The 16,140-nt window shown below is 71.4% G+C and carries 14 protein-coding genes; 1 reads left to right on the forward strand and 13 read right to left on the reverse strand.

Going from position 1 to position 16,140, the window contains the following annotated elements; translation table 11 throughout:
- Positions 1-29: 29 nt before the first annotated feature.
- The 5 genes from rpe to fmt all read right to left on the reverse strand — a co-directional run bounded on the left by rpe (position 30) and on the right by fmt (position 6,303).
- The gene (gene rpe, locus ACZ69M_RS18780; RefSeq protein ID WP_470051146.1) at positions 30-716 is read right to left on the reverse strand and encodes a ribulose-phosphate 3-epimerase; all 687 of its coding nucleotides are present in this window, start codon (positions 714-716) and stop codon (positions 30-32) included.
- Between the two features lie 180 nt (positions 717-896).
- Positions 897-1,724, reverse strand: a complete 828-nt coding sequence (locus tag ACZ69M_RS18785) for an alpha/beta fold hydrolase (RefSeq protein ID WP_470051148.1) — start codon at positions 1,722-1,724, stop codon at positions 897-899.
- Positions 1,725-1,794: 70 nt separating this feature from the next.
- Positions 1,795-3,300 (reverse strand): dihydrolipoyl dehydrogenase family protein, encoded by a 1,506-nt coding sequence (locus tag ACZ69M_RS18790; protein WP_470051150.1) that lies wholly within the window; start codon positions 3,298-3,300, stop codon positions 1,795-1,797.
- Positions 3,301-3,461: 161 nt separating this feature from the next.
- Positions 3,462-4,904: an RsmB/NOP family class I SAM-dependent RNA methyltransferase gene (locus ACZ69M_RS18795; RefSeq protein ID WP_470051152.1), complete on the reverse strand. Its 1,443-nt coding sequence runs from the start codon at positions 4,902-4,904 to the stop codon at positions 3,462-3,464.
- A gap of 466 nt (positions 4,905-5,370) precedes the next feature.
- Positions 5,371-6,303 carry a methionyl-tRNA formyltransferase gene (fmt, locus tag ACZ69M_RS18800; protein WP_352049277.1) on the reverse strand — a complete coding sequence of 311 codons (933 nt, stop codon included), beginning with the start codon at positions 6,301-6,303 and terminating at the stop codon, positions 5,371-5,373.
- A gap of 337 nt (positions 6,304-6,640) precedes the next feature.
- Between fmt and ACZ69M_RS18805 the strand changes: the two genes are divergently transcribed.
- Positions 6,641-7,183, forward strand: a complete 543-nt coding sequence (locus tag ACZ69M_RS18805; protein WP_470051153.1) for a hypothetical protein — start codon at positions 6,641-6,643, stop codon at positions 7,181-7,183.
- Between the two features lie 87 nt (positions 7,184-7,270).
- On the opposite strand, the gene ACZ69M_RS18810 is transcribed toward ACZ69M_RS18805, so the two are convergent.
- The 8 genes from ACZ69M_RS18810 to ACZ69M_RS18845 form a co-directional block, all read right to left on the reverse strand.
- A complete protein-coding gene (locus tag ACZ69M_RS18810) occupies positions 7,271-9,418 on the reverse strand; it encodes a primosomal protein N' (RefSeq protein ID WP_470051155.1) in 2,148 nt (715 codons plus the stop codon).
- Positions 9,419-9,855: 437 nt separating this feature from the next.
- A complete protein-coding gene (gene metK, locus ACZ69M_RS18815) occupies positions 9,856-11,064 on the reverse strand; it encodes a methionine adenosyltransferase (protein ID WP_054233985.1) in 1,209 nt (402 codons plus the stop codon).
- 240 nt (positions 11,065-11,304) lie between these two features.
- On the reverse strand, positions 11,305-12,507 hold the full coding sequence (gene coaBC, locus ACZ69M_RS18820) for a bifunctional phosphopantothenoylcysteine decarboxylase/phosphopantothenate--cysteine ligase CoaBC (RefSeq protein WP_470051157.1): 1,203 nt from the start codon (positions 12,505-12,507) through the stop codon (positions 11,305-11,307).
- A 91-nt stretch (positions 12,508-12,598) separates the two neighbouring features.
- The gene (gene rpoZ / locus ACZ69M_RS18825) at positions 12,599-12,871 is read right to left on the reverse strand and encodes a DNA-directed RNA polymerase subunit omega (RefSeq protein WP_003982715.1); all 273 of its coding nucleotides are present in this window, start codon (positions 12,869-12,871) and stop codon (positions 12,599-12,601) included.
- A 47-nt stretch (positions 12,872-12,918) separates the two neighbouring features.
- On the reverse strand, positions 12,919-13,476 hold the full coding sequence (gene gmk / locus ACZ69M_RS18830) for a guanylate kinase (RefSeq protein WP_054233983.1): 558 nt from the start codon (positions 13,474-13,476) through the stop codon (positions 12,919-12,921).
- 37 nt (positions 13,477-13,513) lie between these two features.
- On the reverse strand, positions 13,514-13,837 hold the full coding sequence (locus ACZ69M_RS18835; RefSeq protein ID WP_016638838.1) for an integration host factor: 324 nt from the start codon (positions 13,835-13,837) through the stop codon (positions 13,514-13,516).
- 278 nt (positions 13,838-14,115) lie between these two features.
- On the reverse strand, positions 14,116-14,958 hold the full coding sequence (gene pyrF / locus ACZ69M_RS18840; protein WP_470051160.1) for an orotidine-5'-phosphate decarboxylase: 843 nt from the start codon (positions 14,956-14,958) through the stop codon (positions 14,116-14,118).
- Complete coding sequence (locus ACZ69M_RS18845; protein ID WP_470051162.1) at positions 14,955-16,061, reverse strand: quinone-dependent dihydroorotate dehydrogenase; 1,107 nt, start codon at positions 16,059-16,061, stop codon at positions 14,955-14,957. The genes pyrF and ACZ69M_RS18845 overlap by 4 nt, the downstream gene beginning before the upstream one ends.
- Positions 16,062-16,140 lie beyond the last annotated feature (79 nt).

Genomic DNA, 16,140 nt, shown 5'->3' on the forward strand with positions numbered 1-16,140 from the left:
CTGATGGGCGGCGTTCACGTTCCCTTTGGTCAGTGGTCGCACGCCCACGCCGCATGGGCCGTCGCGCCCTGAGCCTGAGTGCGCAATGCATGTACCGCCTGGGCCGGATCCGCGGCCCCGTACACGGCCGAGCCGGCGACGAAGACGTCCGCGCCCGCCTCCGCGCACTGCTCGATGGTGGACGCCGACACACCGCCGTCGACCTGAAGCCAGAGCTCGAGGCCGTGCTTGCTGATCAGCTCTCGGGTGCGGCGGATCTTCGGCAGCATGATGTCCAGGAACGCCTGGCCGCCGAAACCGGGCTCGACCGTCATGATCAGCAGCATGTCGAGCTCGGGAAGCAGGTCCTCGTACGGCTCGATGGGGGTCGCGGGCTTGAGCGCCATGGAGGCGCGGGCGCCCTTGGCCCGGATCTCGCGGGCGAGCCGCACCGGCGCGGCGGCCGCCTCGACATGGAAGGTGACGGAACCGGCACCCGCTTCGACGTACTGGGGTGCCCACCGATCGGGGTCCGCGATCATCAGATGGCAGTCCAGCGGCGTGTCCGTCGCACGGGCCAGGGACTCTACGACCGGCACACCGAGCGTGAGGTTCGGGACGAAATGGTTGTCCATGACGTCGACATGGAGCCAGTCCGCGCCCTCCACCGCCTGTGCCTCCTGGGCAAGACGGGCGAAGTCCGCGGACAGAATGCTGGGGTTGATCTGCACGGCCATGCCCCAAGCCTGCCATGCCCCGGGCCGGTTGCTCTCCTCGGTCCGGCTCCTGGACCGTACCTGAGACATACCGGCGCCCTACCTGTGCCCTACACGCGCCGTGCCCGGGCCGCACCGGGGCGGCGACGGGACCGCTTCGCGGGTGTCGCGCCCGACACGGTCGGGGTGCCGCCGGTGGCTTCAGCCGCGGGCGAAGGCCAGCAGGTCGGCGTCGAAGACGTCCTTGAACGGGGCGACCATCGACAGGCCGTGCGGGGCACCCGGGTACACCTTCAGCGTGGCGTCCTTGACGATTTTCGAGGACTTCTCCGCGGCCGCGACGATGGGCACGATCTGGTCGTCGTCGCCGTGCGCGATCAGGGTGGGGACGTCGAACCGCTTCAGGTCCTCGGTGAGGTCGGTCTCGGAGAACGCCTTTACGCAGTCGTACGAGCCCTTGATCCCCACTTGCAGGGACCACAGCCAAAACGCGTCCCGCGTGCCCTGGGACACCTGCGAACCGGGCCGGTTGGCACCGAAGAAGGGCGCGCTGAGGTCCTCGTAGAACTGCGAGCGGTCGGTCGCGACGCCCTTGCGGATCTCGTCGAAGACCTCCAACGGCAGCCCCTCGGGGTTCGCTTCCGTCTTGAGCATCAGCGGCGGGATCGCGCCGAGGAGGACGGCCTTGGCGACCCGTCCCGTGCCGTGGCGGCCGATGTAGCGCGTCACCTCGCCGCCACCGGTGGAGTGGCCGACCAGGATCACATCACGCAGATCGAGGGCCTCGATCAACTGCGCGAGGTCGTCCGCGTACGTGTCCAGGTCGTTTCCGTCCCACGGTTGACCCGAGCGTCCGTGGCCGCGGCGGTCGTGCGCGATCGCACGGAAGCCGTTTTCGGCCATCATGCGGACCTGGGGGTCCCAGGCGTCGGCATTCAGCGGCCAGCCATGGCTGAACACGACCGGCTGCCCCGTACCCCAGTCCTTGTAATAGATTTCCGTGTCATCCTTCGTGGAAATGAAAGGCATGGCGTATTTCTTTCGATCGAGTTACGTGCGGGATCCCTGATCGGCTGAAATGCATGACGGGAATTTCACGCTACCCGACACGCCGCTCTTCCGCGCGGTACGCCTCCAGCAGGCGGAGCCACACCTCACTCGCGGTGGGGTAGCTGGGCACGACATGCCACAGCACGGGAAGCGGCACGCGCGCGACGATGGCCGTCGTGGCGGAGTGGACGAGTTCCGCGACGCCCGAGCCGACGAACGTCGCGCCCGCCACCGTGTCGGTACCCCGGTCGACGACCAGTTTGGCGCGCCCGAGGTAGTCCTCGCGCCGCACGTAGGTGCCGGCCAGCGCGGCCATGTCGTACTCGACCGTCGCCACGTCGAGTCCTGCCGCGCGCGCCTCCCGCTCGGTCATGCCGGCCGATCCGACCTCCGGGTCGGTGAAGGTCACCTGCGGATTGCCCCGGTGTCCGTCGGCGGAGCCCGGCACGCCACTCCCCGCTCCGTCCAACCGCCCTTGCGTGGCACGGGCGGCGATCACCTCACCGGCGATCCGCGCCTGGTACTTGCCCATGTGGGTCAGCAGCGCACGTCCGCAGACATCACCGACCGCGTACAGCCAGTGCCCGTCCACCGCCCGTACGGCCTGCTCGTCGTCGACCTCCAGAAAGCCGCCGTCGGGGCATCCCACCGACGACAGGCCGATGTCCTGGGTGTTCGGCGTACGGCCGGTGGCGAGCACCAGTTCGTCGGCGACGAGCGTGCTCCCGTCGTCCAGCAGGACGGTGACCTCGCCGCCGTGCGGCAGCCCGACCCCCGTGTCGCGGGGATCGTCGCGCCGCACCTCGGTGATCGACCGGCCGGGAAGCAACCGCACCCCCGCGGCCGTCAACCGGTCACCCACCATGCTCCCGGCGAAGGGCTCCGCCCGGGCCAGCAGGCCGGAGCGCCGGTACACGACGCTCAACTCCTCGACGCCCAGCGGCTTCAGCCAGGTCGCCGCCTCGCACGCGACCACCCCACCGCCCAGCACCACGACCCGGCGCGGCACCTCGTGCAGATTGGTGACGTCGCGGGACGTCCAGGGGAGTGCCTCGCTCATGCCGGGGATCGTCGGCACGGTGGTGCAGGAGCCCGTGTCGATCACCACCGCGTGCCGTGCGGTCAGCACCCGGGTGCCGTCGGCCGCCGTCTCCACCACCACCGCGCGCTCCCCGGCGAGCCGCCCGTACCCGCGCACGACATCGATGCCGACGCCGAGCGCCCAGCCGATCTGCGAGGAGTCGTCGAGGCCGTTCACGACGGTGTCCCGGCGGGCCAGTACCGCCCGCACGTCCAGCTCGCGCCCGGTCAACAGCGAGGACACACCCGGCACATGCCGTCCGCCGTCCAGCACCTCGGCCGGGCGCAACAGGGCCTTGCTGGGCATGCAGGCCCAGTACGAGCACTCGCCGCCCAGCAACTCCGCCTCGACCAGCACCGCGTCCAGACCGGAGAACTGCGTGGCGTACCGGGCCGCGTTCTCCCCGGCCGCGGCACCGCCCAGGACGATGACGTCCCACTCGGAACGATCGGGATCCACACGCGCTGCCATCATTCACGCCCTCAAATACGAGAATGGTGAACTCGGAGGATCAGGCGATATCTCTCATATTGCGCTCGGACGGGGGTGAACACGCCTCGTCCTACTCCGCTCCTGCCTTTTCTCCGAATACGAGAAAGGGTACGCCTTCGGGCTGTTGTCGGCGCTGGGAGAGGTCACGCCGTCCGGCGGATCAGCGCCAGATACATGGCGTCCGTACCGTGCAGATGCGGCCACAGCTGTACGTCGGGGCCGTCGCCCAGCGCCGGTACGCCGGGCAGGAGCGGGCGGGCGTCGAGGAGTTCGGCGGAGCCCGTGTCGTAGTGCTTGAGGACGTCGTCCACGACCGCGCGGGTCTCGGCGAGGTGCGGCGAGCAGGTCGCGTACCCGACGACGCCGCCGACCCGTACGGAGTCCAGCGCCGTCCGCAACAGCCCGCGCTGGAGGGGCGCGAAGCCGTCCAGGTCCTCGGGACGGCGCCGCCAGCGGGCCTCGGGGCGGCGGCGCAGGGCGCCAAGACCTGTGCAGGGCACGTCCATGAGCACCCGGTCGAAGGTGCCGGGCAGCCACGGCGGACGGGTGCCGTCGGCGGCGATGACCTGGTAGGGGCCGGGATTGCCCGCGAGCGCCTTCGCCACCAGACCCGCCCGGTGCGGCTGCTTCTCCGCGGCGAGCAGCGCGGCGCCGCGCTCGGCGGCCAGTCCGGCGAGCATGGCGGCCTTGCCGCCGGGGCCCGCGCAGCCGTCCAGCCACGCCTTGTCCCGGCCGTCGAGCGGCGCGTTCGCGAGAGCGAGCGCCACCAGCTGGCTGCCCTCGTCCTGGACGCCCGCACGCCCTTCCCGTACGGCGTCGATGGCACCGGGCTCGCCGCCCTCGCTGAGCCGCACGGCGTACGGCGACCAGCGTCCCGGCAGCGCGGACTCCTCCCCGAGGACGCCGAGGAGTTCGCCTGCGGTGGAACGCCCGGGCCGCGCCACGAGCGTCACCTCGGGCCGCTCGTTGTCGGCCTCCAGCAGGTCCTCGATCCCGGCACGGCCGCCGCCCAGCGAGTCCCACAGCGCCGAGACGACCCAGCGCGGGTGCGAGTGCACGACGGCGAGGTGGTCCTCGGGGTCCTCGTCGTAGGGCGGCGCGACCTGCTCCAGCCAGGCGTCGAGATCCTGCCGGGCGACCTTGCGCAGCACGGCGTTGACGAACTTGGCGCGCCCGTCGCCGAGTACGACGCGGGCGAGTTCGACGGAGGCGGACACGGCGGCGTGCGTCGGGATGCGCGTCCCGAGCAGTTGGTGCACGCCGAGGCTGAGCACATCGAGCACGGGCGGATCGACTTCTCGCAGCGGCCGGTCCACACAGGCCGCGATGACGGCGTCGTACGTCCCCTGCCGGCGCAGCGTCCCGTACACCAGCTCGGTGGCCAGCGCCGCGTCCCGCGCGTCGAACTTCTCCGGGCCCTCCTTCTCGCGCGCCTTCCGCAGCAGCGGCGGCAGCACGAGGTTCGCGTACGCGTCGCGCTCGTCCACGGCCCGCAGCGCCTCGAAGGCGAGCATGCGGACCGGGTCCTTCTGGGGGCGGCGGTAGGGCTTGCCGGGCTTGCGCGGCCCGCGGGACTGCTCAGTCACGAAAAAGGTGCTCCGGATCCTGGATGGTTCGACCCTTCCAGCGTACTTCCGGACGGACGTGGTCGGCCGGACGGCCCACGTCTCCTGGCCGGCCCGCCCGCACCTCAGCCGCCCGGGATCATCAGTGGACCTCCAGGTCGGACAGGCTCCGGGCGGTCAGCTTCAGCACCTCGACCTCGCGTCGCGCGAGGTCAGCACGCCCAGGTCGGGTGGCGCGGCGTCCCGCGCGCACCCGTGCTGCCGGGCGAAGGCCTCGATCAGGCGACGGGGTGATGCCGAGCGCGAAGAGGGCGTCGCCGCAGCCCGGCTCCGGATCCCGGACGGTGCGTCAACTTCGCGTGTCACCACGGGAGTTGTACAACCACAGCGGGAGTTCCGCCCGCCGCGGGACGCGGCGGCCGCGGACTTCCAGCGGCCGGCCGACAAGTACTACGGGGTCACCTCACGGTGGACGTACGGCCGCGCGTCAGGCCCCGAGCCGCTCCCCGGAGGCGATGCGCACCCCACGGGCCCAGTCGGCCGCACGCATCGGCTTCTTGCCCTGGGCCTGGACCCAGAGCAGTTCCACGGCGTACGAGCCGGTCCCGACGTACACGTTGTTCTTGCCCACGGACAGTTCGCCCGGGGCGAGGTCGGTGCGCTCGGGCACGGGCGTGGCGTGGATGAGCTTGAGCCGCTCGCCGCGGAAGGCGGTCCAGGCACCGGGCGCGGGCGTGCACCCGCGCACCATCCGGTCGACGCGCAGCGCCGGTGCGGACCAGTCGACGTGGGCGTTCTCGACGGTGATCTTCGGCGCCAGGGTGATGCCGTCGGCAGGCTGCGGTACGGCCTTCAGGGTGCCGTCCTCGATGCCGTCCATGGTCGCGACGAGCAGGCCGGCACCGGCGAAGGCGAGCCGGGTGAGCAGGTCCCCGCTGGTGTCGGTGCGCCGGATCTCCTCGGTGACGGTCCCGTACACCGGCCCCGAGTCGAGCCCCTCCTCGATGAGGAAGGTGGAGGCACCGGTGATCTCGTCGCCCGCCATGACCGCGTGTTGCACGGGGGCGGCGCCGCGCCAGGCGGGCAGCAGGGAGAAGTGCAGATTGACCCATCCGTGGGCCGGCACGTCGAGGGCGACCCGGGGCAGCAGCGCCCCGTACGCCACCACGGGGCAGGCGTCGGGCCCGATCTCCCTCAGCCGGGCCAGAAAGTCCTCGTCCCGCGGCTTGACCGGCTTCAGCACCTCGATGCCGGCCTCCTCCGCCCGCTCGGCGACCGGACTCGCGACAAGCCGCCGTCCCCGGCCGGCGGGCGCGTCGGGCCGCGTGACCACGGCGGCGACCTCGTGCCGCCCGGAGGAGATCAAGGCGTCGAGTGCGGGAACGGCGACCTCGGGGGTACCTGCGAAGACGAGCTTCATGGGTGGCGGCTGGCCTCTCGGGCGGGAACGCTTCAGGGCCCTGCACACCCGCCGGTCCTGACGGGGTACGGGGCAGCGCACCAGTCTATGCGGCTCGACGGCTCGGCGGCCCGGGGGTTCGACGGGCAGCGCGTCGAACATACGAACAAGCGCCGAAGACCGAGGCGGGACAACGGCGCACCGGGGGCGTACGCCCCCGGACGCGCCCTGTGCATATGCCCTTACGCCCCCGCAGCGTGACCACTCACCCGCAAACGCGTTGGTCAAGAGAGAGTTGACCACAACGGGCCGCGATCGCGGCCCGATCCTTTTCAACGCCGGTTCGAGAGGCTTGTTCATGGCCGACCACGCAACCCACGACGCCCAGGCTCGGGCCAGCCTGCACTTGCTGGTGCGGGACATCGAGCGGGTCCGCCGGCAGGTGGACGCACTGCGCACGCTCACCGCACAACTGGGCAATGTCTACCGCCCGCGCCGCTCCGGCCCCTCCGCGGGCTTCGTCGTCTACGGACGCGCCCCCGCCCCGACCGTCCGCCTCGCCCAGGAGCTGCGGGACAGCGTCGAGACCCTGGTCACGGCCGCCGTGGACTTCGACCGCTCCCTGGGCTTCTCCTGGGACGCGGTGGGCTCCGCCCTCGGGGTCACCAAGCAGGCGGTGCACCGCCGTTACGGCGCCCGCCGCGCCGCCGCGCAGGCCGCCGCCGAGGCCGAGCGCTCCACGGAGACCTCGGGCACCCGCACGGTCGCCGTCAACACGGGCATCCCCACGGCGGCGACGGTCCCCGCCGCCCGCTCCATGCCGACCCAGCCGACCGCGGGCAGCCCCACCCTCCGCGACGAGGTCAGGCCCACAGCGTTCCCGGGCCCCCGCAACGGCTGACCCCACCTCTCGCCTGCCTCCCGGCACCATCGAAGCCGGGAGGCGGCCCAGGTCGGGGGGCCCGGACGGGGGGCGGACCGACGCTCGTCACCCGATGTCCGGCGGATCGATCCGAATCCGTACGGGCTCACTGCCGCCCCGTGCCATCCGCGCCGCCTGGGCGGCCTTCAGCGCGGCCGCCAGCGCCGCCCCGCTCCCCGGCGGCACCCGAACGAGCGCCCGCTCCCACTGCTCCCCCGGCGGCGGCGCCCCCACCCGCCGCGGTCCCCCGGCCTGTGTGACGGGCAGCGGCACCGGCCCCAGCACCTCCGCATCGCCCGGAAGCTCCACCACGGCCAGGAACCCGGCGAGCGCCTCCGCCGTACCCGACACCGCCGCCATCCGGGACACCGGCGGAAACCCGAGCTCGGCCCGCTCGGCGAGCTCCCGCACCGCGTGCCCGACGGGATCCCACCGCACGAGTGCCTGCACGGGCCGCAGGGTCGGCTCCGCGACGACCACGACCGTGCCCCCCGCCCCCTGCCCGCGGACCAGTGCCGCCGCGCCGATCCACCGTCGCAGCGCGTCCTCGCCGGCCCGCAGATCGGGCCGCGACAGCATCGTCCAGCCGTCGAGCAGCAACGCCGCCGCGTACCCGCCCTCGGCGACGGGCTCGGCCCCCGGCGTGCTCACGACGAGCGCGGGCGCACCCGGGACCGTGTCGAGCACCTGCTCGCGTCCCGACGTCCGCACGGGCACGGCCGGAAACGCCCGCCCCAGCTCCTCCGCGGTCCGCCGCGCGCCCACGACCTGGGCCCGCAGCCGGAACCCCCCGCACTCGGGACAGTGCCAGGCCGCCTCGTCCCGCCCGCACCAGGTGCACTGCAGTGCCCCGGCGTCCCGCGCCTCCAGCGGTCCCGCGCAGTGCCGGCAGCGAGCCGGAGCCCGGCACTGCGCACAGGCCATTCGCGGTACGTATCCACGCCGCGGGACCTGCACCAGTACGGGCCCGTGCCGCAGGCCGTCCCTCACCACCTGCCAGGCGAGGGTCGGCAGCCGGGCGGCCCGCGCCGCCTCGTCCCGCGCGAGGTCCCCGTCCCCCACGGTCCGCACGAGCGGCGCGCTCGCCCGCACCTGCTCCCGTTCGGCGACCAGCGGCAGCGCCCACCCGCTCTCGACCAGCTGCGCCGCCTCCACCGTGCAGCCCCAACTCCCCAACAGGAAGGCGCACTTGTCATGGGCTGCCCGCAGCAGCAGCACTTCCCGGGCATGCGGCTGCGGCGCGTGCTGCTCGCTGTGGCTGTCGTCGCCGTCGTCCCAGATGACGACGAGTCCCAGATCCCGTACTGGCGCGAACATGGCGGCCCGGGTCCCCACGACGGCCCGTACGGACCCACGCCGCACGGCCAGCCACTCCCGGTACCGCTTCTCGGGGCCGGCCTCGGCCGTGAGCACCGCGTGCTGCCCCTCTCCCAGCACAGCGGACAGCGCGGCGTCCACCCGTGTGACGGCCCGGCCGTCCGGCACGACGACGAGCGCGCCCCGCCCCGAGGCGAGCGTCGCGCCCACGGCTCTGGCGATCTCGTCGGCCCAGCCGGGCCCCGGCAACGCGTTCCACACGGCCCGCGGTGCCCCGCCCGCGGCGAGCGACTCGAGAAAGGCGGCCCCCCGCCCGTATCGCGTCCAGGAACCGGTCTCGGGTATGCCGGGCGGAGGAAGCGGCGCGGGCGAGGGCTTCTGCTCGGCCCGCGCGTTGCGCGGCGGGACCGCGAGCTGCAGCACGTCGGCGAGGCTCCCCGCGTACCGGTCGGCGACGGCGCGCGCGAGTCCCAGCAGCTCGGGCCCGAGCACGGGCTCGGGCGACACGACCTGGGCGAGCGCGGCGAGCGGCCCGGAGTAGTCGGACTCGGCGAGCCGCTCGACGAGGAACCCGTCGATCAGCCCTCCGCCCTCACGGCGGCCCTCCCGCACCCGGTGCCGCCCGGCCCCGAACCGCACCCGGACCCGCACGCCCGGCTGTGCCTCGGCGTCCAGCTCCGCGGGCACGGCGTAGTCGAAATAACGGTCGAGGTGCAGCACGCCCTTGTCGACGAGGACCCGTGCGACCGGCAGCTCCTCGGCGAGCTTCGCCCCCCGCCACGTGCGCGGCTTCGCCTTGGGTGCCCTGGCCTGCCGCACCCCTTCCCGGATCAACGCAAGCTGCTCGGGCGGCGCACCCTCCGCGCCGCCCTCACCCCACCCGTTCGCGCTGCTCACAGCAACATTCCTACCAGACCCCACTGACACCGCCGCGCGCCCGAGATCAAGCCGGCCACGGATCACGAACGCCCCGAGGGCGCTTCTGCCATGGACCACTCGGCCATACCGGTCCAAGGACCGGCAGCAGGATTCGAACCTGCGAGGGGATCACACCCCGGAAGTACCCGTGACCATCGCACCGGACGCCACGACGTCAGTCCTCCCGAGTTCCAAGCGGCAGCGGACCATGATCCAGAATCACCGCGCGCCCTGGGCGCACTCCACCGAAGTAACCGCGGCCATCGCACCGGGAGACCCCGACCCTACGAACCCCGACCCCACCCGCACCACCGATTTGTCCAACCGCCGCGCCCGGCCCCTGACTGACTCCCGCCGGGAAACGGTGAGGCCCGGCGCCCCCGAAGGGGTACCGGGCCTCACCGTGCAGACGTCGTCTACAGGCCGACGGCCTTGCGCAGGGCCTCCACGCGGTCCGTGCGCTCCCACGTGAAGTCGGGCAGCTCGCGGCCGAAGTGACCGTAGGCGGCCGTCTGGGAGTAGATCGGGCGCAGCAGGTCGAGGTCGCGGATGATGGCCGCCGGGCGGAGGTCGAAGACCTCGGCGATGGCGGTCTCGATCTTCTCGGCGTCGACCTTGGCGGTGCCGAAGGTCTCGACGAAGAGGCCGACCGGCTCGGCCTTGCCGATGGCGTAGGCGACCTGGACCTCGCAGCGGGAGGCGAGGCCCGCGGCGACGACGTTCTTGGCGACCCAGCGCATGGCGTAGGCGGCGGAGCGGTCGACCTTGGACGGGTCCTTGCCCGAGAAGGCGCCGCCGCCGTGGCGGGCCATGCCGCCGTACGTGTCGATGATGATCTTGCGACCGGTGAGGCCCGCGTCGCCCATCGGGCCGCCGATCTCGAAGCGGCCGGTCGGGTTCACCAGAAGGCGGTAGCCCTCGGTCTCCAGCTTGATGCCGTCGTCGAGGAGAGCCTTGAGCTCGGGCTCGACCACGAACTCGCGGATGTCGGGGGCGAGGAGGGAGTCGAGGTCGATGTCCGACGCGTGCTGCGAGGAGACGACGACCGTGTCCAGGCGGACCGCCTTGTCGCCGTCGTACTCGATGGTGACCTGGGTCTTGCCGTCGGGACGGAGGTAGGGGATCGTCCCGTTCTTGCGGACCTCGGAGAGGCGGCGCGACAGGCGGTGCGCGAGGTGGATCGGGAGCGGCATCAGCTCCGGCGTCTCGTCCGTCGCGTACCCGAACATCAGGCCCTGGTCGCCCGCGCCCTGCTTGTCGAGCTCGTCCTCGTCGCCCTCGACCCGGTTCTCGTACGCCGTGTCGACACCCTGCGCGATGTCGGGCGACTGCGAGCCGATCGACACCGAGACACCACAGGAAGCTCCGTCGAAGCCCTTCTTCGACGAGTCGTAACCGATCTCCAGGATCTTGTCGCGGACCAGCTGGGCGATCGGCGCGTACGCCTTGGTCGTGACCTCGCCGGCCACGTGCACCAGGCCGGTCGTGATCAGCGTCTCCACGGCGACCCGGGACGTCGGGTCCTCGCGCAGAAGCGCATCGAGAATGGTGTCGCTGATCTGGTCAGCGATCTTGTCGGGGTGACCCTCGGTCACGGACTCCGAGGTGAACAGGCGACGGGACACAACGCTCCCTGTGGTTGCAGCGGCTGCTGGCTGATCATTGGTGGACGGGACGAGAGCTGCGCTCGGCGTCGTCCGAGAACAGTTTATCGGTCGCACTCGCCCACAGGCCCCCCTGTCTCGCTTCTCGGAAGCGCTGTGACCTGCGGCACGGGCATTCTGCGCCATGACGATCGGTCTCCACCAGGGTCACCACGGGCGATTTCGCGCTGATGGACGCGGCTGGTGGGGTTAATGAGACATTCACACCAGTCGGCGTGTCACCAGGTCCCACACCATCTCGGCCAGAGCCTCCTTGGGTCCGTACGGCACCGGGGTCTCACTGCCGTCGGCCCCCAGCACCACGGCCTCGTTCTCCTCGGCACCGAAGGTCTTGCGCTCCCCCACCTCGTTCACGACGAGAAGATCGCACCCCTTGCGCGCCAGCTTCGTACGGCCGTTGGCGAGGACGTCGTCCGTCTCGGCGGCGAAACCGACGACCACCTGGCCGGGGCGGGCACGGTCCGCCGAGATCTCCGCGAGGATGTCCGGATTGCGGACCAGAACGATCGGCTCCGGTTCCTGGTCGTCCTTCTTCTTGATCTTCCCGGCCGCGTAGGCGGCGGGGCGGAAGTCCGCCACCGCGGCCGCCATCACCACGGCGTCGGCGTCCGAGGCCGCCTTGAGGACCGCCTCGCGCAGCTGCACGGCCGTCCCGACCTGCACCACGTCCACGCCCGCCGGGTCCGGCAGTCCGGTGTTGGCGGCGATCAGCGTGACCCGGGCGCCCCGCGCGGCCGCCGTGCGCGCCAGGGCGTACCCCTGCTTGCCTGAGGAGCGGTTGCCGAGGAAGCGGACGGGGTCGAGGGGCTCTCGGGTACCGCCGGCGCTGACGACGACGTGGCGGCCGGCCAGATCGGGCTCGGTCACGCCGCGGGCGAGCACCCGGCGGCAGACCTCGAAGATCTCCGTGGGGTCGGGCAGCCGTCCCTTGCCGGTGTCGACACCGGTCAGGCGCCCCACCGCGGGCTCGATGACGACGGCGCCACGGCGGCGCAGCGTCGCCACGTTCTCCTGGGTGGCGGGGTGCTCCCACATCTCGGTGTGCATGGCGGGCGCGAAGACGACCGGGCAGCGGGCCGTGAGCAGGGTGTTGGTGAGGAGGTCGTCGGCCAGGCCGTGGGCGGCCTTGGCCAGCATGTCGGCCGTCGCCGGAGCCACCACCACCAGGTCCGCGTGCTGTCCGATGCGGACGTGCGGGACCTCGTGGACGTCCGACCAGACCTCGGTGGAGACAGGGTGGCCGGAGAGCGCGGACCAGGTGGCGGCGCCGACGAAGTGCAGCGCGGAGGCGGTGGGGACGACGCGCACGTCGTGGCCCGACTCCGTCAGCCTGCGCAGCAGCTCACAGGCCTTGTACGCGGCGATGCCACCGCTGACTCCCAGCACGACCTTGGGCTTGTCCACCGTCTCTCCCCGAGCTCGGAAACGTACGACTCCATGACACACCACAGGCCCGGCGGTCGCGCCGCCGGGCCTGGGATGAGCGATTGAACGACTACTGCGCGGGGCCCTCGACGGCCTCGGACGTCAGCAGACCCGCGTTGATCTCGCGCAGGGCGATCGACAGCGGCTTCTCGTGGACGTGGGTGTCGACGAGCGGACCGACGTACTCAAGGAGGCCCTCGCCGAGCTGCGAGTAGTACGCGTTGATCTGGCGGGCGCGCTTGGCCGCGTAGATCACGAGGCTGTACTTCGAGTCGGTGGCCTCGAGGAGCTCGTCGATCGGAGGGTTGATGATGCCCTCGGGAGCGGTAATGGAAGAGGACACGCTCTGCCTTCCGAAAGGTGGAAATGACCTAAAAGTGACCTGAAAGATCAAACAACTTCCACCAAGGCTAGCAGCTCACGCGCCACGTCCTCGACGGAGGTGTTGACCAGGGTGACATCGAACTCCGGCTCGGCCGCCAGTTCGATCTTGGCCGCCTCCAGGCGGCGCTCGATCACCTCGGGCGGTTCGGTGCCCCGTCCGGTGAGCCTGCGCACCAGCTCGTCCCAGGAGGGCGGAGCCAGGAACACGAGCAGGGCCTCCGACATGGACTCGCGGACCTGCCGCGCACCCTGGAGGTCGATCTCCAGGAGGACGGGCACACCCGACTCCAGGTGCTCCAGGACGGCGGCACGCGGCGTCCCATAGCGGTTGCCGGCGAATTCGGCCCACTCCAGCAGCTCGCCGTTGGCGATCAGCTTGTCCATCTCCTCGTCGGAGACGAAGAAGTAGTGGACTCCATGCTTCTCACCGGGGCGCGGCTTGCGGGTCGTCGCCGACACCGAGAGCCAGACCTCGGGGTGTTCCTTGCGCATATGGGCGACGACCGTGCTCTTGCCGACCCCAGAGGGGCCGGAGAGCACGGTCAGCCGCGGACGTTCACTCATGCAGCGATTATTCCAGCAATCCCGGTATGCCCAGGACTCAGGCGCCGGAGCCGCCGAACTCACGCTCCAGAGAAGCGATCTGGTTCGAGCCGAGGCCGCGTACGCGGCGGCTCTCGGAGATACCGAGTCGCTCCATGATCTGCTTGGCGCGGACCTTGCCCACGCCCGGCAGGGACTCCAGGAGGGCGGAGACCTTCATCTTGCCGATGACGTCGTTCTCCTGGCCCTGCTTGATGACCTCGTGAAGGGAGGCGCCGGAGTGCTTGAGTCGATTCTTGACCTCGGCCCGCTCCCGGCGAGCCGCGGCGGCCTTTTCGAGCGCGGCTGCGCGCTGTTCAGGGGTAAGGGGCGGAAGAGCCACGCCTACGTCACCTCGGATGTCGAACTGTCGGATACGGACCGGTGAGGAACCTAGTCGACCCCACACCTGGGGAGCTACGAGCAACACGCTTGCCCATTCGCTCTCGACGGAGACTAGCGGGCAAGCGCGCCGGAGTCAGCGAGAACAGCGGAAAAGTCCTGGTCAGCCTCCCTGGAGCCGGACATTTACGACATACTGCCCCGGATTTGAGGATGTATTCAGACTCGCGACGCTCCGAAGGCACTCATCGGAGGACTCCCGAACGGCTGTCGGAGGACTCAGACGGCCGCCACGGCGGCTCTGATCTCCTCCGCGAAGCGTTCGGCGGACGTACGCAGCGCGACCACGTCGGGACCGTGACGAAGAACACCCCGGCTCACGTTCGGCACGACATTGCGCACCGCCGCCCCGAAGACGCCCGCCAGATCGGCCGCCGTGGCTCCCTGAGCACCGATGCCGGGTGCCAGGAGCGGTCCGTTGATGGCCAGGTCGTAGGAGGAGAGATCGCCCAGCGTGGCGCCGACGACCGCGCCGAAGGACCCCAGGGGCGTCTCTCCCGCGTTCTCGGCGGCGAGGTGGGCCAGCATGGTCGCTCCGACGTCACGGCCGTCCCCGCGGACCGCGTGCTGCACCTCGCCACCCTCCGGGTTCGAGGTGAGCGCGAGGACGAAGAGCCCGGCCCCGTTCTCGCGCGCCAGGTCCACCGCGGGCTTCAGCGAGCCGTAGCCGAGGTACGGCGACACGGTCAGCGCGTCCGAGAAGAGCGGCGCGTCCTTGCGCAGGAAGGTCTCCGCGTACGCGGCCATGGTGGAGCCGATGTCACCGCGCTTGGCGTCCATCACGACCAGCGCCCCGGCCGCCCGCGCCTCCTCGACCGACTTCTCCAGGACGGCGATGCCCCGCGACCCGAACCGCTCGAAGAACGCGCTCTGCGGCTTGAGGACCGCGACCCGCTCGGCCAGCGCCTCGACGACGGTGCGGCAGAACCGCTCCAGGCCCGCGATGTCGTCGTTCAGGCCCCAGCCGGTGAGCAGCGAGGCGTGCGGGTCGATGCCGACGCACAGCGGGCCGCGCTCGTCCATGGCACGGCGAAGACGTGCGCCAAAGGGTTCCAGGCTCATGCGGACTTCCTCACGTCGGCGCCGACCGCGTCGGCGAGGGTGGCGTACGGGCTGGTGCGGAGGCGGGCGGCGAGCCCCTTGTGGATCGCCCGGCCCCAGAAGGGACCCTCGTAGATGAACGAGCTGTACCCCTGGACCAGCGTGGCGCCGGCCAGGATGCGCTGCCAGGCGTCCTCGGCGTTCTCGATGCCACCGACGCCCACCAGGGTGATCCGGTCGCCCACGCGCGCGTAGAGGCGGCGCAGCACCTCCAGGGAGCGTGCCTTCAGCGGCGCGCCCGAGAGTCCGCCGGTCTCCTTGACGAGCGAGGGTTCGGACTTCAAACCGAGTCCTTCGCGCGCGATGGTGGTGTTCGTGGCGATGATCCCGTCCAGGCCGAGCTCGACGGCGAGGTCGGCGACCGCGTCGACGTCCTCGTCCGCGAGGTCGGGCGCGATCTTGACGAGCAGCGGCACGCGCCGGCCGGTGACCGCGCGGTCGGCGGCCTCGCGGACGGCGCTCAACAGCGGCCGCAGTGCCTCGGTGGCCTGGAGGTTGCGCAGGCCGGGCGTGTTCGGCGAGCTCACGTTCACCACGAGGTAGTCCGCGTGCCGGGCGAGCCGCTCGGTCGACTTCACGTAGTCGCCGACGGCCTCCTCCTCGGGGACGACCTTGGTCTTGCCGATGTTGACGCCCACGACGGTCTTGAAGACGGGCGTACGGGCCCTCAGGCGCTCGCTGACGGCCGCGGAGCCCTCGTTGTTGAACCCCATGCGGTTGATCAGCGCCCGGTCCGGCACGAGGCGGAACAGCCGCTTCTTGGGGTTGCCCGGCTGCGGCTCCCCCGTGACCGTGCCGATCTCGATGTGGTCGAAGCCGAGCATCGACATCCCGTCGATCGCGACGGCGTTCTTGTCGAAGCCCGCCGCGAGCCCGAAGGGACCGTGCATCCGCAGGCCGAACGCCTCGGTCCGCAGCTCCTTGTGGCGGGGCGCGAGCGCGGCGGCGACGAACGTACGCAGCACCGGGATACGGGCGGTGAGCCGGATCCAGCGGAAGGCGAGGTGGTGGGCCTGCTCGGGGTCCATCCGCTTGAAGACCAGGCGGAAGAAAAGCTTGTACATGTCTCAGTGTCCTCTTGAAGCTCTCAGTGTCTTCGTGAAGCGTCTTCGTGAAGCCTCATGAGCCTCATGAAGAGGGGGA

It is taken from the genome of Streptomyces sp. NPDC107454 (assembly GCF_055582885.1).